We start from the raw sequence: 25,499 nt of genomic DNA on the forward strand, positions 1-25,499 counted from the left end.
CCGGACGCGGGCGCCTGTGCCGGGTGAGGCCGCGGCTACTCGGCCACCACGGCGAACGCCTCGATCTCCATCAGGTACTCGGGGGCGACCAGCGAGCCGACCTGCACCGCGGAGGCCGCGGGCAGCCGCTCGGGGTCCAGGAAGGCGTTTCGCGCGGCGCGGACCGCCGGCATGTGCGCCATGTCCGTCACGAAGTACGTCAGCTTCACCACGTCGTCGAAGGTGGCGCCCGCCGCGGCGAGGCAGCGCCGCAGGTTCTCGAAGATCTGGTGGGCCTGGGCCGTCGCGTCGCCCTCGCCGACCAGCTCGCCCTTCTCGTCCAGGGCCAACTGGCCGGATATGGCTATGAAGCGGCCCGAGCCCATGACGACGTGGGTGTAGGCGGAGGCGGGTGCGACGCCCTCGGGGGCGCTGATGTGGGTCAGTCGGCTCATGTCCTCATGGTGGACCACGGCACTGACAACGCCCCTCGCCCGGGTCCGGCGGCGCCGGCTCTGGCGCGCGACGGCTTCGGGTCCGCGGGCGCCTCGCACACCGCGTCGGCCTCACCGCCGCTCCCCGGGGCCTCGCCGGCGATCCCCGGGGTCTCCACGTCGGCCCCCGGAACCTCGCCGGTCGTCAGGTAGGCCGTCAAGTGCCGGTCCAGGCAGGCGTTTCCGCCGAGCGTGACGCCGTGGTTGCCGCCGCCCTCCTCGACGACCAGGCGGGATCCGCGCAGCTTGCGGTGCAGGGCGACGGCGCCTTCGTACGGAGTGGCCGGATCGTCGGTCGCCTGGAAGAGCAGCACGGGCGGCAGCGCGGAGTTGGAGACGTCCGGGGGGCTCAGGTGGTGCGTCGGCCAGAACGCGCACGGCGCGTTGTACCAGGCGTTGTTCCAGGTGGTGAAGGGCGCCTTCGCGTGCACGCGCGCGTTGTCCTCGCGCCACGTCCGCCAGTCGCGCGGCCACAGCGCGTCCCTGCACTGCACGGCCGTGTAGACGCTGTAGCCGTTCTCGTCCGCCGCCGTGCCGCTCGCGCCGAAACGCTCGTATGCCGTGAGGAGAGGGCCGGTGTCCTTGTTGTTCACGTACGCCGCGAAGGCCTCGGCCAGGCGGGGCCAGAGGCCGTTGTAGTAGCCGCCCGGCAAGAAGGTGTCCTCCAGCTCGGCGGCGCCCACCTTCTTGCCCGCCGGGTTCTCGGCCAGCGCGTCCCGCATCGCGTACCACCTGGCCTCGACCTTGTCGGGGTCCTTGCCGAGGCCGTACGCCGTGTCGTGCCGGGCGATCCAGGCCATGAGCGCCTTGTGGCGGGCGTCGAAGGCCTGGTTCTGGCGCAGGTTGGCCTCGTACCAGACGCCGTTCGGGTCGACGAGGGAGTCGAGCGCCATGCGGCGCACGCGGTGCGGATAGAGCTTTCCGTAGACCGCGCCCAGATAGGTGCCGTACGAGTAGCCGAAGAAGTTGAGCCGCTCCGCGCCGAGGGCCGCGCGGATGGCGTCCATGTCCTTGACCGTGCTCACCGTGTCGATGAACGGCAGCACGTCCCCGTGCCGGGAGGCGCACCCCTGCGCGAAGGCGCGCGCCCGGTCGAGGTTGGCCCGCTCCACCTCGGGCGTCTTGGGGACCGTGTCCGGCCGTACCGGCTTGAAGTGCCCGGGGCGGCAGTTGAGCGCGGGCTCGCTCCTGCCGACGCCGCGCGGGTCGAAGCCGATCACGTCGTACTGCGCGGCGACTTCCTCGGGCAGCGCCTTGGCGACGGATCCGGCCATGCCGAGGCCGCTGCCGCCCGGACCGCCGGGGTTCACCAGCAGCTGCCCCTGGAACGTCCGCGCGGTGTGCGGGACGCGCGACAGGGCGAGGGTGATCTGCCGGCCGCCCGGATCGTCGTGGTCCAGGGGGACCTCCAGCGAGGCGCACTGGAGCGCGGGGAGGGCCTTCGTGGCGCACGCCTTCCACGCGAGGGGGGCGTGGGTGGCGCGTGCCGTGGGCGGGGCGGAGGAGACGCCCGCGGCGGGCGGCACGGCGGCGGCGAGCCCGGTCAGCGCGGCGAGCGAGCAGAGGGCGACGGCGCGTTTGTTCATCAGGCTTCCCAGGGCGGAGGGTCCGGGGCCGTGCACGCCACGACCTCTGGCGCATCGTCCCGGAAAGCCCGCCGTGGAGCGGGCGTTCCGCCGAGGAACAACCTGAAAGGAGCAGGCCGGTTCCTGGATCCGGGGCACCTGGACGCGGAGTGGGCCCTACCGCGGCGGGCGAGCCTTACAACAGCGTGAGCTGTGTGGGACCGGTCGTCGGCTCCGGCTCCTCGGGTACGCGGATCCGGCGGGACGCGCCCGCGCGCGTGGGGCCGATACCGAACTCCTCGGCCAGCTCGTGCACATGCCGGGTGATGCGCCGCTGGTACCACTTCGGGGCGTAGGCCCCCTCCGCGTACAGCCGCTCGTACCGCCGCACCAGATGCGGATGGTGCTGCCCCACCCACGCCATGAACCACTCGCGCGCACCCGGCCGCAGATGGAGCACCAGGGGCGTCACGGAGGTCGCGCCGGACGCGGCGATGGCCCGCACCGTGGCGCGCAGCTGGTCGGGGTGGTCGCCGAGGAAGGGGATGACGGGCGCCATCAGGACCCCGCAGCCGATGCCGTGGTCGGTGAGGGTGCGTACGACGTCCAGGCGCCGCTCCGGAGCGGGCGTGCCGGGCTCGACGGTGCGCCACAGCTCCTGGTCGGTGAAGCCGACGGAGACGGAGATGCCGACGTCGGTCACCGCGGCCGCCTGCCGCAGCAGATCGAGGTCGCGCAGGATCAGCGTGCCCTTCGTCAGGATCGAGAAGGGGTTGCCGCGGTCGCGCAGGGCCTCGATGATCCCCGGCATCAGGCGGTAGCGGCCCTCCGCGCGCTGGTAGCAGTCGACGTTCGTGCCCATGGCGATGTGGTCGCCGTGCCAGCGGGGCGAGGCGAGCTGGCGGCGCAGCAGTTCGGCGGCGTTGACCTTCACGACGATCTGGCTGTCGAACCCGATGCCGGTGTCCAGGTCCAGATAGCTGTGGGTCTTGCGCGCGAAACAGTAGACGCACGCGTGCGTGCAGCCCCGGTACGGGTTGACCGTCCATTCGAACGGCATGCGGGACGCGCCCGGCACGCGGTTCACGATCGAGCGGGCCCGGACCTCGTGGAAGGTGATCCCCGCGAATTCGGGGGTGTCGAAGGTCCGTGTCGTCACCGCGTCCGCGCCGAACAGCGCGGCGTCCGCGGTGACCTGACGCGGCCCGTCGGAGAGGTTCTCCCAGCGCATGAGGCCTCCTCGGTAGCACTGACCACAGAATAGAACACATGTTCCCTTGATCGTGCGAGTCGAGTCCTGGTGGGCCGTCGTTTGATAGCGTCCCGTCAAGCGCGCTCTGTGTGCGCTCCGCGTGCCCGCCGTGACCAGGGAGGTTGATGAATATGGCCCGCCAGGTGCTTCATCCGCATGCCCTTGTCCGGGTCGCGCGAGCCTGAAGAAGCAGGGCTCACCGCGAGCGGCCCGGTCGTCTGCCGAAACGACCTGGAGTGTCGCGTGTTCCCCTTCTCCCTTGCCACCGAACTGACCACCGAGCGTCTTCTGCTGAGGCCCTGGACGCGGGGCGAGGTCGCCGACGTCCTCGCCGACCGCCGGTCGCCGCGCTGGGCGCGGGACTTCCCCGCCGAGGGCGACCGCGTCATCGCGGGCGTCATCGCCGAGCAGATCGCCGGAGCCCCCGAGGGCTCCGGAAGCCCCGACCGCCCTGGAAGCCCCGACGGCTCCGGAGACCCCGCCGACCCCGGCGCGCACGGCCACCGGCTGATCGTCGAACGCGAGAGCGGTCTCGTGGTCGGTTCCCTGAGCCTGCTCTGGCCGCCGAGCGAGGGCTCGGTCGAGATCGGCTACGGCGTCGTCGCCTCGCGCCGCGGCCGCGGCTATGCCTCGGAGGCCGCCCGGGCCCTGGTGGCCCACGCCCTGACCTCGCCGGACGTCACCACCGTGTACGCCGAGGTCGAACTCGCCAACCCCGCCTCCCTCCGCGTCCTGGAGAAGGCGGGCCTGCACCGCTGGAGCGACGACGGGGCAACGGCCCGCTTCCGGGCCACGGCCGCCCCGAAGCCGCCCCGCCCCTAGCCGCACCGCCGGGCCCGCCCCCGCCCGCGGGGCGGGCCCCGTACCTCGGGGGGCGCCGCCAGGCACCCCGCAAGGGCCCGGACCGGCATCATCCGCTCACGGCCCTGCCCGGCCCCCGCTCGCCCGGCACACCGCACGCCCATGCATGATCGGAAGCATGCTCGTCGAGTCCCTGTCCGTCGGTGCCCTGGTCGTCGTTCTGGTCTGCGCCGTCGTACGTCCCTTCGGGCGGACCGAGGCCGTTTTCGCCGTACCGGCCGCCGGTCTCGTGGTCGCGGCCGGTGCGATCCCCCTCGCCGACGTGCGTGACGAGGCGGCCCGGCTCGGCCCCGTCATCGGGTTCCTCGCGGCCGTCCTCGTACTCGCCAAACTCTGCGCCGACGAAGGGCTCTTCCACGCCTGCGGCACCTGGATGGCGCGCCGGGCCGCCGGGCGGCCGCGCAGACTGCTCGCCGCGGTCTTCGGGCTCGCCTCGGTGATCACCGCGGCCCTGAGCCTCGACGCCACCGTGGTGCTGCTCACCCCCGTCGTCTTCGCCACCGCCGCCCGCATGGGCGCCCGCCCCAAACCGCACGTCTACGCCGCCGCCCACCTCTCCAACACCGCCTCGCTCCTGCTGCCCGTCTCCAACCTCACCAACCTGCTCGCCTTCGCCGCGACCGGCCTGAGCTTCACGCGCTTCGCCCTCCTGATGACGCTGCCGTGGCTGACCGCGATCGCGGTCGAGTACGCCGTCTTCCGCCGGTTCTTCGCCGCCGACCTCGACGCCCCCACCGATGGCGGCAGCGCCGACGAGCCGCCCCGGATGCCCCGCTTCGCCCTGATCACCGTCGCCCTCACGCTCGCCGGATTCGCGGTGGCCTCCACCATCGGCGCCGACCCGGCCTGGGCGGCCGCGGCCGGGGCGGCCGTACTCGCCGTACGCGCCCTCCTGCGGCGGCGGACGACTCTGGTCACGCTCCTGCGCGCCACCTCGCTGCCGTTCCTCGCCTTCGTCCTCGCGCTCGGCGTCGTCGTCCGGGCCGTCGTCGACAACGGCCTCGGCGACGCCCTGGGCCGGGTGCTGCCGGACGGCGCGGCCCTGCCCGCGCTGCTCGGCACCGCGGCCGTCGCCGCCCTCCTCGCCAACCTCATCAACAACCTGCCCGCCGTCCTCGCCCTGGTCCCGCTGGCCGCGCCGTCCGGCCCCGGCGCGGTCCTCGCCGTACTGATCGGCGTGAACATCGGACCCAACCTCACCTACGCCGGATCCCTCGCCACCCTGCTCTGGCGCCGCATCGCCCACCACCACGAACACCGCGTGCGCTTGCGGGAGTTCACCCTCCTCGGCCTGCTCACCACCCCCGCCGCCCTCGCCCTTTCGACCCTCGCGCTCTGGGTCTCGCTGCGGCTGCTGCCGGGCTGAGCGGGCCCGCGCCGGGGGACCCGATTTGGGAGGCCGGTGCGCCGGGTGGTTGGCTCTCCCTGAACTCCCCGAGAAACCAAGTGCTGGAGGAAGTGCAATGGCGCAGGTCGAGGCCACCACGGAGCGGATCATCGCGGCACAGCCGGACGACGTCTTCGACGCACTGGCCGACTACAACGGCACGCGCGGAAAGCTCCTTTCGGAGCACTTCAGCGAGTACGAGGTGCGCGAGGGCGGCGACGGCGAGGGCACGCTCGTCCACTGGAAGCTCCAGGCCACCAGCAAGCGGATCCGCGACTGCCTCCTGGAGGTCAGCGAGCCCACCGACGGCGAGCTGGTCGAGAAGGACCGCAACTCCTCCATGGTCACCACCTGGACCGTCACCCCGGCCGGCGAGGGCAAGTCCCGCGTGGTCGTCACCAGCGTGTGGAACGGCGCGAGCGGCATCGGCGGCTTCTTCGAGCGGACCTTCGCGCCCAAGGGCCTCGCACGGATCTACGACGCCGTCCTCGCCAACCTCGCCGCGGAGGTCGAGAAGTAGCACCTCCCCCCGGGGCCCCCGGGGCTGTTCTCACGCTCACCGTTTCGAGTGGTCTTCCGTTCGGTTCCTTCGTACGCCGTAGGGCTCCGACCGGCACTTACGCCCATGAAGCCCTGGAAAAGGGCGACTCGTCGCGCTTGCTCCCCGTTGTCGCGTAATGCGAGAAAGCTGGCGGCGCAGGCGCGACGAGGGGAGCAGTACGTGGGTGGGACGACGCTGGCGAAGACCGCCGGGCGGGGCGACGAGACGGCCGCGGCGGCCAGTGGCGGGCACGGGGCCGGGCAGCCCCCGCCCCCCGCTCCCGACGCGACCAGGGAGGGGCTCGGCCCCGGCCGCGTACGCATGGTCTTCGTGGGGCTCATGCTCGCCCTGCTGCTCGCCGCCCTGGAGCAGATGATCGTCGCCACCGCGCTCCCCAAGATCGTCGGAGAGCTGCACGGCCTGGACAGGATGTCCTGGGCGATCACCGCGTACCTGCTCACCTCCACCATCGGACTGCCCGTCTACGGCAAGCTCGGTGACCTCTTCGGGCGCAAGGGCGTCTTCCAGTTCGCGATCGTCGTCTTCATCATCGGCTCCGCCCTCGCCGGGTGGTCGCGGACCATGGACCAGCTCATCGCCTTCCGCGCCCTCCAGGGCGTCGGTGCGGGCGGCCTCATGATCGGCGTACAGGCGATCATCGCGGACATCGTGCCGCCCCGGCGGCGCGGCCGCTACATGGGCCTGATCAGCGCCGCGTTCGGCCTCGCCTCGGTCGCCGGGCCGCTGCTCGGCGGGTTCTTCACCGACCACGCCTCCTGGCGCTGGTGCTTCTACTTCAACGTGCCCTTCGGCCTGGTCACGCTGGTCGTCGTCACCCTCGCGCTCAAGCTGCCCAAGCCCACCGCCAAGGCCCGGCTCGACGTGCTCGGCGCGCTGCTGCTCGCCGCCGCCTCCACCTGCCTGGTGCTGCTGACCAGTTGGGGCGGGACCGAGTACGCGTGGCACGACCGCGTCATCCTCGGACTGGGCGCCGGTGCCGTCGTGGCGAGCGTGCTCTTCCTCGTCGTCGAGAAGTCCGCCGCGGAACCGATCATCCCGCCGCGGCTCTTCCGCGACCCGGTCTTCGTCGTCACCTCCGTGGTGGGCATGGTCATCGGAGTCGCCCTCTTCGGAGCGGCCAGCTATCTGCCGACCTTCCTCCAGATGGCCGACGGCGCGAGCGCCACCGAGTCCGGCCTCCTGATGGTGCCGATGATGGGCGGCGTCGTCGGCGCCTCGATCATCTCCGGGCACCTCATCAGCCACACCGGGCGCTACAAGATCTACCCCGTGCTCGGCGGCGCCCTCTCCGTCGTCGGCATGTGGCTGCTCTCCCGCCTCGAAGCCGACACCCCGCGGCTGGAGTACAGCATCGGGATGGCCGTGCTCGGCTCCGGCATCGGCCTGGTCATGCCGGTCCTGATCCTCGCCGTGCAGAACACGGTCCGCCCCGCCGACCTCGGCGCCGCCACCAGCGCGCACAACTACTTCCGGCAGATCGGCGGCAGCGTCGGAGCCGCGGTCTTCGGCACCCTCTTCGCGGGCCGGCTCGCCGACGCCCTCACCGACCGGCTCCCCGTGGGATCGGACCAGGACCTGCCGGACCCCGAGTCCCTGACCCCGCAGCTCGTCCACGCGCTGCCCGCGCCACTGCGCGAGGGCTACGTCCAGGCCTACGCGGACGCGATGCCGCGGATCTTCCTCTACTTGGTGCCGGTGCTCGTCCTCGGCACGCTGCTCGCCTTCTTCCTCAAGGAGACCCCCCTGTTGTCCAGTGCCGCTTCCCACAACGCACCCGCCGCCGAGCCCGCGGCCGTCCCGCGTGCCCGTACGACGACGTACGCGGCCGGGGTCCCGGTCTGCGGCACCGTGCAGCACCCCGACGGCACGGTGGTGCCCCGCGCCGCCCTCACCCTCATCGACGTGGCCGGGCAGCAGGTCGGACGTGGTGCGAGCGGCGAAGACGGGCGGTACGCCCTGTCGACACCGGGGTCGGGGTCCTTCGTGCTGATCGCGGCGGCGGGCGGGCACCAGCCGCAGGCGGTCACCGTCACCGTCGGCGAGCGGCCCGTCGAGCTGGACGTGGTGCTCGGCGGCGCGGGCCGCCTCGCGGGGACCGTGGTGACCGCCGACGGAACGCCCGTCGGCAACGCCGCGGTCACCCTCACCGACGTCCGCGGCGAGGTCGTCGCCAGTACCCGCAGCGGCCGCGAGGGCGGCTACGTCATGACGGATCTTGTGGCGGGCGAGTACACCCTCGCGGCGAGCGCCCCCGCCTACCGCCCCGCCGCGCTGCCCGTCACCGTGCAGGCCTCGCGCGAGACCCGCCAGGACGTGGAGCTGGCGGGCGGCGCGGTGCTGCGCGGCACCGTGCGGGCGGGCGGAGGACGGGCCGTCGAGGACGCGCGCGTGACGCTGCTCGACGCCGCGGGCAACGTCGTCGACACCCTGACCACCGGAGCCGACGGCACCTTCCGCTTCGTCGACCTGTCGTCCGGCGAGTACACCGTCATCGCGGCCGGCTACCCGCCGGTCGCCACCGTCCTCCAGGTCGCGGGCGGCGGCCGCACCGAGCGGGACCTCCAGCTCGGCCACGAGGACTGACGCACCGGCCGCGAGGGGGGCGTGCGCCGGGCGTTCTCGGCCGGGGCAATTCCCGCATTGCCCCGCACGGCAACCCGCGCCAGCCGTACGGTGGTTGGTGGCGGCTCAGATCTTGGGCCGCCGCGGGAAGGAGCATGGGCCATGGAACGAGGCACTCCGGACGGGCCGGTGGCGAAGAGTGCCGTGGCCGGACGCATTCCCCTGGCCGTGGTCGTCGTCGACGGCGCGGGTCTCGTCTCGCACTGGAGCGTCGGGGCGCGCCGCCTCTTCGGGTACACCAAGGAGGAGGCCGTCGGCCGCCCCGCGGGCGATCTGCTCCCCGTCCACGGCGCGCTCCCCGAGGACCGCGAGCCCCACGGGGCCTACGACGACGGCCTCGGACCCGACCTGGAGACCTCCCTCGACGGACGCATCTCCTACCCCGCCGCGGGCCGGGCGCGGCTGACCGAGCCGGAGCCCGGAGGCACCAGGGCCGACGTGCTCTGGTGGGCGTATCCGCTGGTCGGACCCGGCCCGGAGCGGCTGCTCGTGCTCGCCGCCGACGCCGCCCGGCTGGCCGCGCACGAGCAGGCCGGCGAGGCCGAGGACTCGGGTGACCCCGGGTGCGAGCGCGGCGAGCAGGTCGAGCGCATCGCACCCGGCTTCGCCCTCCACACGGACTTCCCCGGCGCGGACGAGCTGGCGGGCCGGCTCCCCGAGATCCTGCCGAGCATGAGCGTGGAGGAGAGCTCCCGGATCGTCGCCCAGATCCTCGAACTGGGCTATCCGGTCCTGGAGTTCAGCCAGCACGACCGGGTGCCCGTCACCCCGGACTGGGGCGTGGCCCGCCGCGCCGAGCGCAAGGCCCGCAAGGAGCGCGCCGAGCGGGCCGCCGCCCGCGGAGTCCCACCGTCCGTATACGCCGCCGGTGAGGACGACGAGGGCGAGGACATCGAGTACGCGGCGGTGCGCGAGCGCCTCGAATTCCTCAACGAGGTCAGCGGACGCATCGGCTCCTCGCTCGACCTGTCGCACACCATCGTGGAGGTCAGCAGGGCGGTCGTACCGCGCTTCACGGACGTCGCGGGCACCTATCTGCGCGAGCAGGTCGTCGCGGGGGAGGGGTTCCCCGAGGGGCCGCCGGACGAGACCACGCTGTGGCACCGGGTCGCCGTGGAGCACACCGACGAGCCCGGCCGCTGGGACGACGTCGTGCCGGTCGGCGAATCGATGCCCTTCCCCGCGCACACGCCGTTCTTCCAGTGCATGACCTCGGGTGACCCCGTCCTCGTGCCCCGCATCACCGAGGAGATGGGCAACGCCATCGCCTCCCAGTTCGAGAAGCGGGACATCCGCCCGCTGATCAACCACCGCTCCATGCTCGTCGTACCGCTGAAGGCCCGCAATGTGGTCCTCGGCTTCATGATCCTGCTGCGCCACCAGGAGCGGCCCGTCTTCAACGACATGGACCGCGTCACCGGCGCCGAACTGGCCGCCCGCGCGGGGCTCGTGCTCGACAACGCCCGCATGTACACCTACCAGGAGAGCGTCGCCGACACCCTCCAGGACAGCATGCTGCCGCACATCGAGCCCCGCATGTCCGGCTGCGACATCGCCACCCGCTATCTGCCGGGCACGCTCCTCGGCCGGGTCGGCGGCGACTGGTTCGACTCCGTCAAGCTGCCCGGCTCCCGCACCGCGCTGGTCGTCGGCGACGTGATGGGCCATGGCCTCAACTCGGCGGCGATGATGGGCCAGTTGCGTACGGCGGTGCAGACCATGGCCGCCCTCGACCTGCCGCCCGAGCAGCTGCTCCGCAACCTCGACGATCTCGCGCAGCGCCTCGGCGAGCACTACCTGGCGACGTGTCTGTACGCCGTCTACGACCCGATCGCGGGCGAGCTGCACCTGGCCAACGCGGGCCACATCCCGCCCGTCCTGGTCCGCGCCGAGGACGGCCGCAGCGAACTCCTCGATCTGCCCACCGGGGCGCCCATCGGCGTCGGCGGCGTCCCCTTCGAGTCGGTGCGCGTCCGTGTGGCGCCCGGCGACCGGCTGCTGATGTGCACCGACGGCCTCGTCGAGGTCCGCGGCGAGGACATCGGTGTCGGCCTCGCCACGCTCACCGAGTCCGCGGCGCACCCCGCCGCTTCCATGGACGAGGCCTGCGACACGATCATCCGGGCGCTCGCCGCGACCTTCGCCGACACGGGCAGCGGCGGCCGCAAGGACGACGTGGCGCTCCTGATGGCCCGGCTGAACGGCATCGCGGCCGAGAACGTGGCGCACTGGCGGCTCGCCGTCGACCCGAGCGAGGTGGGCAGGGCCCGCGAACTGGTCCGCGAGCAGCTGCGGGCCTGGTCCCTGGAGGCCCTCGGCGACAGCGCGGAGCTGCTCGTCAGCGAGCTGGTCACCAATGTCGTACGCCATTCCCGCAGCACCCGCGTCGATCTGCGCCTGGTCCACGCCGGGGCGCTGCTCTGCGAGGTCGAGGACGACGACCACACGCTGCCGACACTGCTCAGCGCGGGCCCCGACGACGAGTTCGGGCGCGGCCTGCGGGTCGTCAGCACGCTTGCCAAGGAGTGGGGCACGAGCCGAACGAACTCCGGCAAGACCGTATGGTTCGAACTGGCCCTGCCGCGAAGGTAGTTCACCGGCCCTGGGGTGTGCGGTGCGCGGGCTCGGGGGAACGCGCCGGATGAGCCGTGAAGGATCGTGCCGGTGACTTGTCCGTGCGCGCCGGGCGCGGTAGACCGATCTTGCCGTCGGCTTCGGCGGCTCTCGTCGCACCTGGGGAGCTGGGCATGAGCGTCACGAGTCGGTACAGGGAGGCCTGGGAGGCGTTCTGGCGGGAGGCGCCCGAGGGGCAGGGGGCCGTGTTCTGGGACGCCGAGCCCGCCCTCACCGCGGGACCTCATCTCGCCCTGTTCGAGCCGCACTTGGCCGCGGCCGACCTGCCCTTCGTCGACCTGGGCTGCGGCAACGGCACGCAGACGCGCTTCTTCGCCGACCGCTTCCCGCACGTCGTCGGCGTCGATCTGTCCGCCGCGGCCCTCGTGCACGCCCGGCTCGCCGACCCCGCCGACCAGGCGGACTTCCGGCAGCTCGACGCCGCGGAGAAGGCTGAGGCGCGGCAACTGCACGCGGAGCTGGGCGATGTGAACGTCTATATGCGCGGCGTGCTCCACCAGTGCGAGCCCGACGACCGCCAGCCGCTGGTCGACGGCGTCGCCACGCTGATCGGGGAGCGTGGCAGGGCCTTCCTCGTCGAGCTGGCGGAGGCGGCGAGGCCCGTCCTGATGGCCCTCGCGCAGGACCCGGCGGGCCCGCCGCCGAAGCTCGCCCCGGTCTTCGCCCACGGCATCGCGCCCGCGGAGGTGGTCGACGAGTCGGTGCCGCGCTATCTCGCCTCGGCGGGCCTCACCATCCTGGCAAGCGGTGAACTGCCGCTCCTGACCACGGAGTTCACTCCGGACGGCACCCGGATCGAACTGCCGTCGAGGTGGCTGGTGGTGGGCCGGACGAGCTGACGCAGGTCCCCTGGGAGGGAGGTTTTCCTCTCTCCCAGGGGGCCGCCACGGCGGCGATGTGGTGGTGAACCTGATGGCGGGCGTCGCCAACGATGACCTGCGAAACCCGAGGCCCTGGACGGCCTCGTCGCGCATCTGAAATAGCGCGTGGAAGCAACACTTCACGGGGGGAGGGCGCCGGTCGCGATGGCGTCGGCTTCTCGGCGATGAGGGCAGGACAGAAACACCACCCCTTGCCACTCTCAAGATATAGCGCACCAGGGGCCTTGCCGCAAGGCCCCCGTTATGGGGCAAGATTCGCGGACCGAAGCCAGGACCTGCGGAAATCGGAGATTCGCTCAGTGCATTCGCTTTTGTCGGTTGATGGGTCGTGCGACGGCGTCGAGCCGGAGGCGGGACCCGCGCCGCTGCCGGGCCCGCCCGGCGACCACGCGCAGGTGTGCGCGCCCACGGAGCCCGCGGAAATTGACGCAGATCGGAGCGGTGCCATGCATTCCCCGAACCCCCTGACCCTCAGCGCGTTCGACCTTCCCGACGCCCTTTCCGCCAAGGCCGAACCGGCGCTGATCGCCGGTGACGAGCGGCACTTCGCGGCCATCGCGGAGTGCCTCGCGCAGTCGATCGCCGAACTGTCCGACCGCCTCGCCGCCGAGCGCAGAGCACCCGGCGGCGTCGGCCGCGAGGCCATGGACCGGGACGCGGAGATCCACCGCCTGACCGGGCGGCTGCGCACCCTGCGCCGCTTCGGCCTCGACCTGTGTCTGGGGCGCATCGTCCCCGCGGACGGCACCGAGCCCGTATACGTCGGACGCCTCGGCCTCACCGACAGCACCGGCCGCCGACTGCTGATCGACTGGCGTTCCCCCGCGGCCGAGCCGTTCTTCGCGGCGACCCACGCCCAGCCCATGGGCCTGGCGAGCCGCCGCAGGTACCGGTGGACCGATGGCCGCATCAGCGACTACTGGGACGAGGTGTACACCGCCGACGGCCTCGAAGGGCACGCCGCGCTCGACGACCAGTCCGCGTTCGTCGCCAGCCTGGGCGGCACCCGCTCGGACCGGATGCGCGATGTCCTCGCCACCATCCAGGCCGACCAGGACGCCATCATCCGGGCGGGATCGCGCGGCGCCCTCGTCGTCGACGGCGGTCCGGGCACGGGCAAGACCGTCGTCGCCCTGCACCGCGCCGCCCACCTCCTCTACTCCGACCCCCGCCTCGGCCACCGCCGCGGCGGCGTGCTCTTCGTCGGCCCGAGCCGGCCCTACCTGGCCTACGTGGCCGACGTCCTGCCCAGCCTCGGCGAGGAAGGCGTACAGACCTGCGTCCTGCGCGACCTCGTCACCGAGGGGGCGGGGGCGGCGACGGAGGTCGACCCCGAGGTGGCCCGGCTCAAGGCGTCCGCGCGGATGGTGGGGGCGATCGAGCCCGCCGTCGGCATCTACGAGGAGCCGCCCACCAAGGGGATGACGGTCTCCAGCCACTGGTCCGACATCTGGCTGAGCGCGGAGGACTGGGCGGCGGCGTTCGACGCGGTGGAGCCGGGCACTCCGCACAATGAGGCGCGCGAGCAGATCCGGGAGGAGCTGCTCACGATCCTGATGGAGAAGGACGACAGCGACGCCCCGCCCCATCTGCTGCGGAGGTCGCTGCTCCAGGACCGGGAGCTGATCGGCACCCTCAACCGCGCCTGGCCGATGCTGGAGGCGAGCGACCTCGTCGGAGACCTGTGGACGGTGCCGGCCTATCTGCGCAAGTGCGCCCCCTGGCTGAGCGCGGACGACGTACGCAGGTTGCAGCGCGCGGACGCCCAGGCCTGGACGGTGTCCGACCTGCCCCTCCTGGACGCGGCACGGCAGCGGCTCGGCGACCCGGAGGCCGCCGTGCGCAAGCGCCGGCACGAGGCCTCCGTCGCTGCCGAGCGGGCGCGCAGGGCCGACGTCATGGACAGCCTGCTGCAGAACGTCGAACTCGACGAGAGCGAAGGCGCGCTGGGTATGCTGCACGGGCGGGACCTCCAGGACAGCCTGATCGACGAGAGCGCGCTGCCCACCGCCGAACCGGACCTGCTCGCGGGCCCGTTCGCGCACGTCATCGTGGACGAGGCGCAGGAACTGACCGACGCCGAGTGGCAGATGCTGCTGCTGCGCTGCCCCTCCCGCAGCTTCACCATCGTCGGCGACCGCGCGCAGGCCCGGCACGGGTTCACGGAGCCGTGGGCCGAGCGCCTTGAGCGGATCGGGCTGGACCAGATCGACATGACGTCCCTGAGCGTCAACTACCGCACGCCGGAAGAGGTCATGGCAGAGGCCGAGCCGGTCATCCGGGCCGCGATCCCGGACGCCAACGTACCGACCTCCGTCCGCAGCAGCGGCGTTCCCGTCACGCACGGGTCCGCCGCGGACCTGGGCACCATCCTCGACGACTGGCTCGCCGAGCACCCCGAGGGGATCGCCTGCGTCATCGGCGACCCCACGTTCCGCTCGACGCCCCGCGTCCGGTCGCTGACTCCGGAGCTGTCGAAGGGCCTCGAATTCGACCTGGTCGTCCTCGTCGACCCGGAGGCGTTCGGTGAGGGGGTCGAGGGGGCGGTCGACCGTTACGTGGCGATGACGCGGGCGACGCAGCGACTGGTGGTCCTCACCAGTCCCTGACCCTCGCATGGCCCGTCGTGCTTCTTTTGTCAGAAGCATTGACGAAGTCGGGGCACCCTCCTAGCTTCTAACGCGTCGTACTTCGTACGTCATATATGAGACGCGATACGCGAGATCTGAGGGTGCCCATGACGTCCGTCCCGACCCCGACCCCGGCCGCGGCGCCGCCCCCCGTCCCCATCCCCTCGCGCACCCAGTTCGTACTCGACTCGGTCAAACACCGCATTCTCACGGGCGAGTTGAGGCCGGGGCAGCCCCTCATCGAGACGGAACTGGCCCGCGAGTACGGGGTGTCGAAGACGCCCGTGCGTGAAGCTCTGAAGACGCTCGCGGGGACCGGGCTCGTCGAGATGAGCCAGTACAAGGGCGGCACCGTACGCACCGTCGACGCGGCCATGGCGCGGGAGGTGTACGACGTACGGCTGCTCCTGGAGCCCGAGGCGCTGCGCCGCACCGTGCTGCGCGGGGCTCCGCTCGACGCGGCGCGCGACGCGCTCGTGCGGGCGGACGCAGCCGAGGACGCGGCCGAACGTTCCCTGGCCAACCGGGAGTTCCACCGCGCCCTGTACGCCGACTGCGGCAATCCGCTGCTCGGGCGGCTGCTCGACGGGGTGCGGGACCAGGCCGCGCTGGTCTCCGCCGTGGCCTGGGCCGCCGATCCGTCGTGGGCCCGCGAGGCGACGGAGCACGAGCAGATCCTGCGGCTCGCCCTCGCCGGGGACCAGGAGGGCGCGGCGAGAGCCCTGCACGATCACATCGAGTCGTTCCTGCGCCGGGCCTTCCCCGGAGAGGAGGGGGCCCGGTGACGTACGAGACGCAGCGCGCCGCGCTGGCCGACGTGGTGGCGATCCCGGTGACCCCTTTCGCCGAGGACGGCTCCCTCGACCGTGCCGCGCACCGGGGGATCCTGCGGAGGCTGCTCGACGGCGGCGTGCGCACCCTGACGCCGAACGGCAACACCGGGGAGTTCTACGCGCTCTCGCCCCAAGAGCGGTGTGCGGTACTGGAGTTGACCGCTGCGGAGGCGGCCGGGCGCGCCTCGGTGCTGGCCGGTGTGGGGCACGACGTACCGACCGCCGTCGCCGCCGCCCGGCACGCCGGGGAGCACGGGGCGAGCATGGTGATGGTCCATCAGCCCGTCCACCCCTATGTCTCCGACGCGGGCTGGATCGCCTACCACCGGGCGATCGCCGAGGCCGTCCCGGAGCTGGGGGTCGTCCCCTATCTGCGGGACGCGGGCCTGCCCGGGGCGCGCCTCGCCGAGCTGGCCGACGCCTGCCCCAACGTCATCGGCGTGAAGTACGCGGTGCCGGACGCGGTGCGCTTCGCCGGGTTCGCGCGGGACGCGGGGCTCGACCGCTTCGTGTGGATCGCCGGGCTCGCCGAGTCGTACGCGCCCTCGTACTTCTCGGCGGGCGCCACGGGCTTCACCTCGGGCCTCGTGAACGTCGCCCCGAGCCTTTCGCTGCGCATGATCGAAGCGCTTCGATCCGGGGACCATCCACAGGCCATGAAGGTGTGGGAGCAGATCCGACGCTTCGAGGAACTGCGCGCGGCCGACGGCTCCGCGCACAACGTCACGGTTGTCAAGGAGGCCTTGGCCGCGCTCGGCCTGTGCCGCCGCGACGTGCGCGCGCCGAGCAGCCTCCTGCCGGACGCCGAGCGGGCCGAGGTGGCGGCGATCGTCGCGGGGTGGTCCCTGTGAGCGGCATACCGGAAGGAGGGGTGGTCTACGTGAGTGGCGGGCCGGGAAGCGGGGTGGCCTCTGCGGGTGGCGGGCCCGGGGGAGGGGCGGCCCCTGCGGGTGGCAGAACCGGGGGAGGGGTGGCCCCTGCGCGTGGCGGGCCGGAAGGCGAGGCGGTCCCCGTGAGCGGCCGCCGGCCGGGAGAAGGTGTGCGGCGGGAGTTACGCAGCAGTCAGTGGTTCGGGGACGGCGTCTCCTCGGGGCTGCGCTCCTTCAGTCACCGCGCCCGCACCCGCCAGCTCGGCTACCTCCCCGAGGAGCACCTGGGCAAGCCCGTCATCGCCGTCCTCAACACCTGGTCCGACATCAACCCCTGCCACTCCCATCTGCGCGATCGCGCGCAGGCCGTCAAGCGGGGCGTGTGGCAGGCGGGCGGCTTCCCCCTGGAGTTCCCGGTCTCGACGCTCAGCGAGACCTTCCAGAAGCCCACCCCGATGCTCTACCGCAACCTCCTCGCCATGGAGACCGAGGAACTGCTCCGCTCCTACCCGGTCGACGGCGCCGTCCTCCTCGGCGGCTGCGACAAGACGACGCCCGCGCTGCTGATGGGCGCCGCGAGCGTCGACCTGCCCACCGTCTTCGTACCGGCGGGGCCCATGCTGCCCGGGCGCTGGCGGGGCGAGACCCTCGGCTCCGGCACCGACATGTGGAAGTACTGGGACGACCACCGCGCCGGGCTCATCGGCGACTGCGAGCTGACCGAACTGGAGAGCGGCCTCGCGCGTTCCCCGGGCCACTGCATGACCATGGGCACCGCCTCGACGCTCACCGCCGCCGCGGAAGCCCTCGGCGTGACCGTGCCCGGCGCCTCGTCCGTCCCCGCCGTCGACTCGGGGCACGAGAGGATGGCGGCCGCGTCCGGACTGCGGGTCGTCGAACTCGTACGTGAGGACCGGCGGTTGTCCCGGATACTCACCGCCGACGCCTTCGAGGACGCCGTCACCACGGTCCTCGGTCTCGGCGGCTCCACCAACGCCGTCATCCACCTCATCGCGATGGCCGGGCGCGCCGGCGTCAGGCTCACGCTCGACGACTTCGACCGCGTCGCCCGCACGGTGCCCGTGCTCGCCAACGTCAGGCCGGGCGGCGCGCGCTACCTCATGGAGGACTTCCACTTCGCGGGCGGGCTCCCCGGCTTCCTGTCGCGGATCACCGACCTGCTGCACCTGGAGAGGCCCACGGTCAGCCACGACACCCTGCGCGAACAGCTCGCGGGAGCACGGGTGCACGACGCCGACGTGATCCGCCCGCGCGACAATCCGGTCGCCGAGGAAGGCGGCGTCGCCGTCCTACGCGGCAACCTCTGCCCGGACGGCGCCGTCATCAAGCACATCGCCGCCGAACCGCGGCTGCTCCAGCACACCGGCCCCGCCGTCGTGTTCGACGACTACCGCACGATGCGGCGCACCCTGAACGACCCCGCCCTCGGCATCACGCCCGACCACGTACTGGTCCTGCGGGGCGCCGGCCCCAAGGGCGGCCCCGGCATGCCCGAGTACGGGATGCTCCCCATCCCCGACCACCTCCTGAAGCGGGGCGTGCGCGACATGGTGCGGATCTCCGACGCGCGGATGAGCGGTACGTCGTACGGCACCTGCGTACTGCACATCGCGCCCGAGTCATACGTCGGCGGGCCGCTCGCGCTGGTGCGCACCGGGGATCTCATCACCCTCGACGTCAGGGCGCGCACTCTGCGCCTGGAGGTGTCCGACGAGGAGCTGGCCCGCCGCCGCGCCGCGTGGACGCCGCCCCCCGCCCGCTACGAGCGGGGGTACGGCGCGCTCTACAGCGAGCAGATCACCCAGGCCGACACGGGGTGCGACTTCACGTTCCTCGCGAGGCCGGGCACGGTGCCCGACCCGTACGCGGGCTGACCTCTCGTCCGTGCCCGACCCGTACGGGGGCTGACCTCTCGCCCGCACCCGCCCTCGTATGACCGAGATTTCGAACACTGTGCGCGAAGCGCTTCACTCCCACCGCACCTCCACGATCGGAGAAGTGTCATGGCCCAGGCCGCAGCCGTGGCGAAGCCACCGCCGAGCACCGCGCAGCCGCCGCCCCACAAGGCGAGGCGGCCCAAGCAGCGGCGGCGGGCCGGGGCGACCCCGCGCCGCCTCCCGTATCTGCTGATCGCCCCCGCCGCCCTGCTGATGCTCGGGTTCATCGCCTATCCGGTGGTCAGCGTCTTCTACTACAGCCTGCGGCACTACAACCCCACCAAGCCGTGGCGCGACGGCTTCGCGGGCCTCGACAACTTCGTCACCGCCTTCACCGACGACCCCGAGTTCTGGAGCACCCTCGGCTTCAGCCTCCAGTGGGTGGCCGTCGAGGTCGTACTGCAACTGCTGCTCGGCCTCGCGCTCGCGCTGCTCGTCAACCAGACCTTCGTCGGCCGCGCGGCGGCCCGCGCCCTCGTCTTCTCACCGTGGGCCGTCTCCGGCGTCCTCACCTCCACCATCTGGCTGCTGATCCTCAACTCCCAGACGGGCATCACGCGGTACCTCGCCGACGTCGGCATCGGCTCGTACGGGACGTCCTGGCTCTCCGACACCGGCACGGTCTTCCCCGCCGTCGTCGTCGCCGAACTCTGGCGCGGCGTCCCCTTCTTCGCGATCCTCATCCTCGCCGACCTCCAGTCCGTGTCGAAGGACCTCTACGAGGCGGCCGAGGTCGACGGCGCGAGCCGCTTGCGGCAGTTCCTCCACATCACGCTGCCCCACCTGAAGGACGCGATCATCCTCTCCACGCTGCTGCGCGCGGTATGGGAGTTCAACAACGTCGACCTGCTCTACACCCTCACCGGCGGCGGCCCCGCGGGCGAGACGACGACGCTGCCGCTGCGCATCGCCTCGATCGCCGTGGACTCGCACGACTTCGGCTACGCGTCCGCGCTGACCGCCATCGCCTTCGTGATCCTTCTCTTCTGCTCGCTGCTGTATCTGCGGCTCAGCAAGTTCGGGGGCCAGGACAAATGACCGCCACCACCCTCGCCCGTACGCCCCGCTGGCAGATCTACACCCCCCTCGGGCTGTATCTCGCGTTCACTCTCATCCCCTTCTACTGGATCCTGCTCTTCGCCCTGCGCCCCACCGGATCCACCTCGCTCGTGCCGTGGCCCGTCACCTTCGCGCACTTCGACAAGGTGTGGACCGAGCGCAGCTTCGCGACGTTCTTCCAGAACAGCCTGCTCGTCGGCGTCGTCTCCATGGTGATGACCACGCTCGTCGCCCTCGCGGGCGGCTACGCGCTGGCCCGCTTCGACTTCCGGATCAAGCGCGCCTTCATGCTGGCGCTGCTGTGCTCGCAGTTCATCCCGGGCGCGCTGATGCTCGTACCGCTCTTCGAGATCTTCGCCGAGCTGCGGATGATCAACTCTCTGGCCAGCGTCATCCTCGCCGAGACCGTCTTCCAGCTGCCCCTTTCGATGATCCTCATCAGCGGTTTCATCAAGAACGTGCCCTACGTCCTGGAGGAGGCCGCCTGGGTCGACGGCTGCGGACGCTTCCGCGCCTTCTGTGCCGTCGTCCTGCCGATGCTGCGGCCCGGCCTGATCGCGGTCGGCTCCTTCGCCTTCGTGCACAGCTGGAACCACTTCCTGTTCGCCCTGATGTTCCTCAGCGACCAGGGCAAGCAGACGATCCCGGTGGGCCTCGCCACGCTGATGGGCGCGGACAGCGTCGACCTCGGCGCGCTCGCCGCCGGGGGTGTCGTGGCGGCCGTGCCCGTCGTCATCGTCTTCGCGTTCATCCAGAAGTGGCTGGTCACCGGGTTCAGCGCCGGGGCGGTGAAGGGATGAGCGCCGCGACCGGAGGCCTGCGACCGCCGCTGCCCCTCGTCCTTGCGGGGGCCCGTGGCCACGGGCGGTGGCACCTGGAGAACATCCGCCGCCTCCAACTCGCCGGTCTCGTCCGCCTGGTGGGCGTCTGCGAGCTGACGCCGCTGGTGGGGGAGGAACTCGTCGGCTTCGGCGCGGTCGAGCAGTCGGACGACTTCGCCGGGCTCCTCGACGCGACCGGCGCCGCCGTAGCCGTGGTCTGCACGCCCATCCCGACCCACACCGAACTGGCGCTCGCCGCCGCGCGGCGCGGTGTCCACCTGCTCCTCGAGAAGCCGCCCGCCCCCTCGTACGCGCAGTTCCGGCGGCTGGCCGAGGGGGCCGCCGCGGCCGGGACCGCGGTGCAGATCGGCTTCCAGTCGCTCGGTTCGCACGCGATCCCCGCCATCCGCCGGCTCGTCGCCGACGGGACGATCGGCGAGGTGACCGGGGTGGGCGGGGCCGGTGTCTGGGTCCGGGACGAGGCCTACTTCCGGCGGGCGCCCTGGGCCGGGCGGCGCCGCCTCGACGGCGCGGACGTGGTGGACGGGGTCCTGACCAACCCCCTCGCGCACGCCGTCGCCACCGCCCTCGCCCTGGCGGGCACCGCCGCCGCCGAGGACATCACGGCCGTGGAGACGGAACTCTTCCGCGCCCACGCCATCGAGTCCGACGACACATCGTGCGTACGCGTCTCCACGGCGGGCGGTGTCCGGGTCACCGTCGCCGCGACGCTCTGCGCGCACACCCCGCAGGAGCCGTACGTCGTCGTGCACGGCAGCGAGGGGCGCATCACCCTCTGGTACAAGCAGGACCGCGTGCAGGTGCGGCGCGGCGCCGCGGAGGCCGCCGGTTCACCGGCCCTGTACGGCAGGACCGACCTCCTGGAGAACCTGGTCGCCCACCTGAGGGGCCGCGCCGAACTCCTCGTGCCGCCCGCCGCGACGGGCGCGTTCATGCGGGTCGTCGAGGCGGTGCGGTGCGCGCCCGACCCGGTCGCGCTGCCCGCTGAGGCGTGGCGCGAGGCGCCGGGCGAGAGCGGCGCCCGCCGGGTCGTGCAGGGCGTCGACGGACTGGTCGCGGTCGCCGCCGACACGCTCTGCCTCTACTCCGAACTGGGCGCGTCCTGGGCGCGCCCGCCCCGCCACGAGCACGGCGGCCTTCACCACGAGGTGAGTACGTCATGAACCGCCCTCCTTCCGGATCCCTCGTCCTGCGCTGCGCGGGCCGCCCGGTCGCCCGCTATGTCGTGCGGCCCGACCTGGCCCCGGGCATGTCGCCCCGTCCCTATCTGCACCCCGTCACCACGCTCGCCGGTACGCCCGTGACCGAGCTGAGCCCCGACGACCACCCGCATCACCTCGGGGCCGGAGTGGCCGTGCCCGATGTGGCGGGACACAACTTCTGGGGCGGGCGGACCTACGTACGCGACCGGGGACCGACGGCGCTGGACAACCACGGAACCCAGCACCACCAGGGCTTCAAGCTGCGGGACCCGGACGGCTTCGTCCAGGAGATCGCCTGGAGCGCGGATGGTGACGTCCTGCTGCACGAGCGGCGCACGGTCGCCGCCGTCGAACTCACCGCCACAGCCTGGGCGTTGGACCTCACCTTCTCGCTCACCAACGGGACCGGCACCGAGCTGACGATCGGCAGCCCGGCCACCAACGGCCGCCCCGGCGCCACGTACGGCGGCTTCTTCTGGCGCGCCCCCAAGGCGGCGGCGCCGCCACGGGTCCGCACGCCGGACGCCGAGGGGGAGCTGGCCGCGCACGCCACCCGCGCGGAGTGGCTGGCGCTGGCCGGGGACGGCTGGACGCTGGTGTTCGCCGGGGCCACGGCACGGACGCGCCGCGACCCGTGGTTCGTGCGCGCCGCCGAGTACCCGGGTGTCGGGTCCTCGCTGGCGTCCGGGGCCCGACTGCCGCTCGCCCCGCGTGACACGCTCGTACGCCGGATCGTGACCGTCGTGGCCGACGGCGCCCTCGACCGTGCCGAGGCGACGGCGCTGGTCCGCAAGGCGGTGACGGCATGAGCGCGCCGGAGCCGTGTGCGGGCGACCTCCGCGGCGGAGGCCTGAGGGCGGCCGCCCCCGGTCCCTCCGACACCACCGGTGACCTCGGCGACGGTACCTACCGCAACCCCGTCCTCGCCGCCGACTGGTCCGACCCGGACGTGGTGCGGGTCGGCGACGACTTCTACCTCACCGCCTCCAGTTTCGGGCGGGTTCCGGGCCTGCCTCTGCTGCACTCCCGCGACCTCGTCAACTGGACGCTCATCGGGCACGCCCTCGACCGTCTCGAACCCGCCGAGGCCTTCGCCTCCCCCCGGCACGATTGCGGGGTGTGGGCGCCCTCTCTGCGGCACCACGACGCGCGGTACTGGATCTTCTGGGGCGACCCCGACCATGGCGTGTACCAGGTCAACGCCCGTCACATTCGCGGACCTTGGACTCGACCGCACCTCCTCAAGGCCGGGAAGGGGCTCATCGACCCCTGCCCGCTGTGGGACGAGGAGACGGGCCTCGCGTATCTCGTCCACGCCTGGGCCAAGTCGCGTTCCGGTGTGAAGAACCTGATCACCGGATACCGCATGAGCCCGGACGGGCGTGAACTCCTCGACGAAGGCAGCGTGTTGATCGACGGTGACCGCGTTCCCGGCTGGTTCACCATCGAGGGGCCGAAGATCTACCGGCACGACGGCTGGTTCTGGATCCTCGCCCCGGCGGGAGGCGTGGCGACCGGCTGGCAGGGCGCCTTCCGGTCCCGCGCCTTCCACGGACCCTACGAGGAGCGCGTCGTCCTCCAGCAGGGCGGCACCGGCGTCAACGGACCGCACCAGGGCGGCTGGGTGCGCACCGCCACCGGTGAGGACTGGTTCCTGCACTTCCAGCAGCGCGGCGCGTACGGCCGTGTCGTGCACCTCCAGCCCATGCGGTGGGACGCCGACGGCTGGCCCGTGCTCGGGAACGCCGGCACCCCCGTCGACGTACACCGCAAACCGGACCTGCCGCCCCAGCCCCCGTCCGCCCCGGCCACCGGCGACGACTTCCCCGGCGGGCGGCACGGGCCCCAGTGGCAGTGGACCGCCAACCCCCGCACCGGCTGGGCCACTTCACACTCCGCGGACGGGCTGCGCCTGACCTGCGTCCGCACCGCCCGCGCCGACGACGTACGCGCCCTGCCGCACACCCTCACCCAGCGCCTGCCCCTGAGACCCTGCTCCGTCGAGGTGGAGCTGCGTCTGGACGCCGAAGTGCCGGGCACCCGCGCCGGGTTGGCGGTGCTCGGGGACGCGTACTCCTGGGTCGGCCTTGAGCGGGACCAGGGCGGGGCGGCCCGCCTCGTGCACCGGTTCGCCGAAGCGGGCACGGAGGCCGAGCGGGACGCCGCGCCGCCGCGCCCGGCTCCGAACGGCAGTGCCCTGCTGCGCGTCGAGGTCACCGAGGGTGCCCGCTGCCGCTTCCACGCCGACACGGGCGAGGGTTACCGGCCCACCGGGGCCCCGGAGTTCACCGCCACGCCCTGGCGCTGGGTCGGCGCCCTGCTCGCCCTCTTCGCCGCGGCGCCCGCGGGCGAGGAGCCCACGGGCACGGCCCTGTTCACCCACTTCCGGATCACCCACCGCACGCCGCCCACACCCCGAGAAGAGAGCCGACGATGACCACGACCCCGTACACGTGCACCCGGCGCCGCCTCACCGCCACCCTCGCCCTGGCCACCGCCCTCGCGCTGACCGCCACCGCCTGCGGTGACGACGGCGGCGGCGCGGCGGGGGAGAAGGGCGGCGAGGGCAGCGGCAGAGGAGAGATCGTCTTCTGGGACAACAACACCGCCGTCCGCCAGGACATCTGGAAGGAGATCATCGAGGACTTCGAGGAGGAGAACCCCGACATCGACGTCAAGTACGTCGGGGTGCCCGCCGAGAGCGTCCAGTCCAAGTACGACACCGCCATCCAGGGCGGCGGGCTGCCCGACGTCGGCGGCGTCGGCGCCGCGATGCTCGCCGGGATCGCCGCGCAGGACGCTCTGGAACCACTGGACAAGCGCGTCGAGAAGAGTGCGCTGGGCGACGAGTTGAACCCGGCGATGGTGGACAGCGTCCGCGCGGCGGGCGGCGGCGTCGACCTCTACACCGTCCCGACGTCCGCCAGCAACGGCGTCCTGTACTACCGCACCGACCTCTTCGAGTCCGCGGGCCTTGAGGCACCCACCACCTGGAAGAAGTTCTACGAGGCCGCCGACAAACTCACCGACAAGAGCAACAACCGCTTCGGCTACACCATCCGCGGGGGCGAGGGTTCCATCGCGCAGGCCCTCGACGCGATGTACGGGCAGTCGGGCATCGGCGATTTCTGGGACGGTGACGAGACGACCGTCAACGACCCCAAGAACGTGGCCGCGCTGAAGAAGTACGCGGCCCTCTACAAGAAGGCGACGCCCTCCGCCGACCTCAACAACGACTTCACCAAGATGGTCGCCCAGTGGGACAGCGGCCAGATCGGCATGCTCAGCCACAACCTCGGCTCCTACCAGGACCATGTGAAGGCGCTCGGCGAGGACAAGTTCCGCGGCCTGCCCAACCCGACGACCGAGGCGGGCGTACGCGTCCAGGTGTCCAACCCCGTCGACGGGCTCGGCCTGTTCAAGTCGAGCAAGCACAAGAAGGCCGCCTGGAAGTTCATCGAGTTCGCCGCCTCGCACGAGTCCAACAGCAAGTGGAACGAGTCGGCGGGCGCCATACCCGCCAACACCAAGGCCGCCAAGGACCCCTGGGTGAAGGAGGCCGAGCCGACGAAGCTCGCCGCCGAGGCCCTCGACGACGGCTCCCTGAAGATCGTGCAGCTCCCCTACTACCTGCCCGACTGGAACACCATCAGCAAGGCCGAGAACGAGCCCGACTTCCAGAAGGTCCTGCTCGGCAAAATGTCCGCGAAGGACTTCCTCGACTCGCTCGCCGAGCAGCTCAACGAGGCGCAGGCCGAGTGGAAGCAGCAGAGCCGGTGACCACCGCGGGCGGTGCGCGCCGCCTCGACGACATGGGCCCGGAGACGTGGATCACCTGGCCACCGGCGCCGGAGGAAGGAGCATTCCGG

19 protein-coding genes are annotated in these 25,499 nt (G+C 72.4%); 16 read left to right on the forward strand and 3 right to left on the reverse strand.

Annotated elements, in window-relative coordinates:
* Positions 1-35: 35 nt before the first annotated feature.
* The 3 genes from DMA15_RS31805 to DMA15_RS31815 form a co-directional block, all read right to left on the reverse strand.
* Positions 36-434, reverse strand: a complete 399-nt coding sequence (locus tag DMA15_RS31805; RefSeq protein WP_125516139.1) for a RidA family protein — start codon at positions 432-434, stop codon at positions 36-38.
* Positions 431-2,059, reverse strand: coding sequence for an alpha/beta hydrolase (locus DMA15_RS31810; RefSeq protein ID WP_125516140.1), 1,629 nt, complete (start codon positions 2,057-2,059; stop codon positions 431-433). Before DMA15_RS31810 ends, DMA15_RS31805 begins: the two co-directional genes overlap by 4 nt.
* 175 nt (positions 2,060-2,234) lie before the next feature.
* Positions 2,235-3,269 carry an Rv2578c family radical SAM protein gene (locus DMA15_RS31815; RefSeq protein ID WP_125516141.1) on the reverse strand — a complete coding sequence of 345 codons (1,035 nt, stop codon included), beginning with the start codon at positions 3,267-3,269 and terminating at the stop codon, positions 2,235-2,237.
* Positions 3,270-3,533: 264 nt separating this feature from the next.
* Here DMA15_RS31815 and DMA15_RS31820 point away from each other — a divergent pair, with 264 nt between their 5' ends.
* From DMA15_RS31820 to DMA15_RS31900, 16 genes are all read left to right on the forward strand, one after another.
* Positions 3,534-4,112: a GNAT family N-acetyltransferase gene (locus DMA15_RS31820; protein ID WP_240660054.1), complete on the forward strand. Its 579-nt coding sequence runs from the start codon at positions 3,534-3,536 to the stop codon at positions 4,110-4,112.
* Between the two features lie 157 nt (positions 4,113-4,269).
* Positions 4,270-5,517, forward strand: a complete 1,248-nt coding sequence (locus DMA15_RS31825) for an SLC13 family permease (RefSeq protein WP_125516143.1) — start codon at positions 4,270-4,272, stop codon at positions 5,515-5,517.
* Positions 5,518-5,614: 97 nt separating this feature from the next.
* The gene (locus tag DMA15_RS31830; RefSeq protein ID WP_125516144.1) at positions 5,615-6,058 is read left to right on the forward strand and encodes an SRPBCC family protein; all 444 of its coding nucleotides are present in this window, start codon (positions 5,615-5,617) and stop codon (positions 6,056-6,058) included.
* Positions 6,059-6,259: 201 nt separating this feature from the next.
* The gene (locus DMA15_RS31835) at positions 6,260-8,683 is read left to right on the forward strand and encodes an MFS transporter (protein ID WP_240660055.1); all 2,424 of its coding nucleotides are present in this window, start codon (positions 6,260-6,262) and stop codon (positions 8,681-8,683) included.
* A gap of 141 nt (positions 8,684-8,824) precedes the next feature.
* Positions 8,825-11,314, forward strand: a complete 2,490-nt coding sequence (locus DMA15_RS31840) for a SpoIIE family protein phosphatase (RefSeq protein WP_125516145.1) — start codon at positions 8,825-8,827, stop codon at positions 11,312-11,314.
* A 155-nt stretch (positions 11,315-11,469) separates the two neighbouring features.
* Positions 11,470-12,195, forward strand: a complete 726-nt coding sequence (locus DMA15_RS31845; protein ID WP_125516146.1) for a class I SAM-dependent methyltransferase — start codon at positions 11,470-11,472, stop codon at positions 12,193-12,195.
* A 488-nt stretch (positions 12,196-12,683) separates the two neighbouring features.
* Positions 12,684-14,846 carry an RNA polymerase recycling motor ATPase HelR gene (gene helR, locus DMA15_RS31850; RefSeq protein ID WP_125516147.1) on the forward strand — a complete coding sequence of 721 codons (2,163 nt, stop codon included), beginning with the start codon at positions 12,684-12,686 and terminating at the stop codon, positions 14,844-14,846.
* A 128-nt stretch (positions 14,847-14,974) separates the two neighbouring features.
* Complete coding sequence (locus tag DMA15_RS31855; RefSeq protein WP_125516148.1) at positions 14,975-15,652, forward strand: GntR family transcriptional regulator; 678 nt, start codon at positions 14,975-14,977, stop codon at positions 15,650-15,652.
* Entirely contained in the window at positions 15,649-16,551 is a 903-nt protein-coding gene (locus DMA15_RS31860) for a dihydrodipicolinate synthase family protein (RefSeq protein WP_125516149.1), read from the forward strand. The genes DMA15_RS31855 and DMA15_RS31860 overlap by 4 nt, the downstream gene beginning before the upstream one ends.
* A 188-nt stretch (positions 16,552-16,739) precedes the next feature.
* Positions 16,740-18,464, forward strand: coding sequence for an L-arabinonate dehydratase (gene araD, locus DMA15_RS31870; protein ID WP_125516150.1), 1,725 nt, complete (start codon positions 16,740-16,742; stop codon positions 18,462-18,464).
* 129 nt (positions 18,465-18,593) lie between these two features.
* Positions 18,594-19,565, forward strand: coding sequence for a sugar ABC transporter permease (locus DMA15_RS31875; RefSeq protein ID WP_125516151.1), 972 nt, complete (start codon positions 18,594-18,596; stop codon positions 19,563-19,565).
* Positions 19,562-20,386: a carbohydrate ABC transporter permease gene (locus DMA15_RS31880; RefSeq protein ID WP_125516152.1), complete on the forward strand. Its 825-nt coding sequence runs from the start codon at positions 19,562-19,564 to the stop codon at positions 20,384-20,386. Before DMA15_RS31875 ends, DMA15_RS31880 begins: the two co-directional genes overlap by 4 nt.
* Positions 20,383-21,591 carry a Gfo/Idh/MocA family oxidoreductase gene (locus tag DMA15_RS31885; RefSeq protein ID WP_125516153.1) on the forward strand — a complete coding sequence of 403 codons (1,209 nt, stop codon included), beginning with the start codon at positions 20,383-20,385 and terminating at the stop codon, positions 21,589-21,591. The genes DMA15_RS31880 and DMA15_RS31885 overlap by 4 nt, the downstream gene beginning before the upstream one ends.
* Positions 21,588-22,439, forward strand: a complete 852-nt coding sequence (locus DMA15_RS31890) for a PmoA family protein (RefSeq protein ID WP_125516154.1) — start codon at positions 21,588-21,590, stop codon at positions 22,437-22,439. Before DMA15_RS31885 ends, DMA15_RS31890 begins: the two co-directional genes overlap by 4 nt.
* Positions 22,436-24,067 (forward strand): glycoside hydrolase 43 family protein, encoded by a 1,632-nt coding sequence (locus DMA15_RS31895; protein WP_125516155.1) that lies wholly within the window; start codon positions 22,436-22,438, stop codon positions 24,065-24,067. Before DMA15_RS31890 ends, DMA15_RS31895 begins: the two co-directional genes overlap by 4 nt.
* Complete coding sequence (locus DMA15_RS31900) at positions 24,064-25,410, forward strand: sugar ABC transporter substrate-binding protein (protein WP_125516156.1); 1,347 nt, start codon at positions 24,064-24,066, stop codon at positions 25,408-25,410. The genes DMA15_RS31895 and DMA15_RS31900 overlap by 4 nt, the downstream gene beginning before the upstream one ends.
* Positions 25,411-25,499 lie beyond the last annotated feature (89 nt).

It is taken from the genome of Streptomyces sp. WAC 01529 (assembly GCF_003945545.1).
Classification (GTDB): Bacteria; Actinomycetota; Actinomycetes; order Streptomycetales; family Streptomycetaceae; genus Streptomyces; species Streptomyces anatolicus.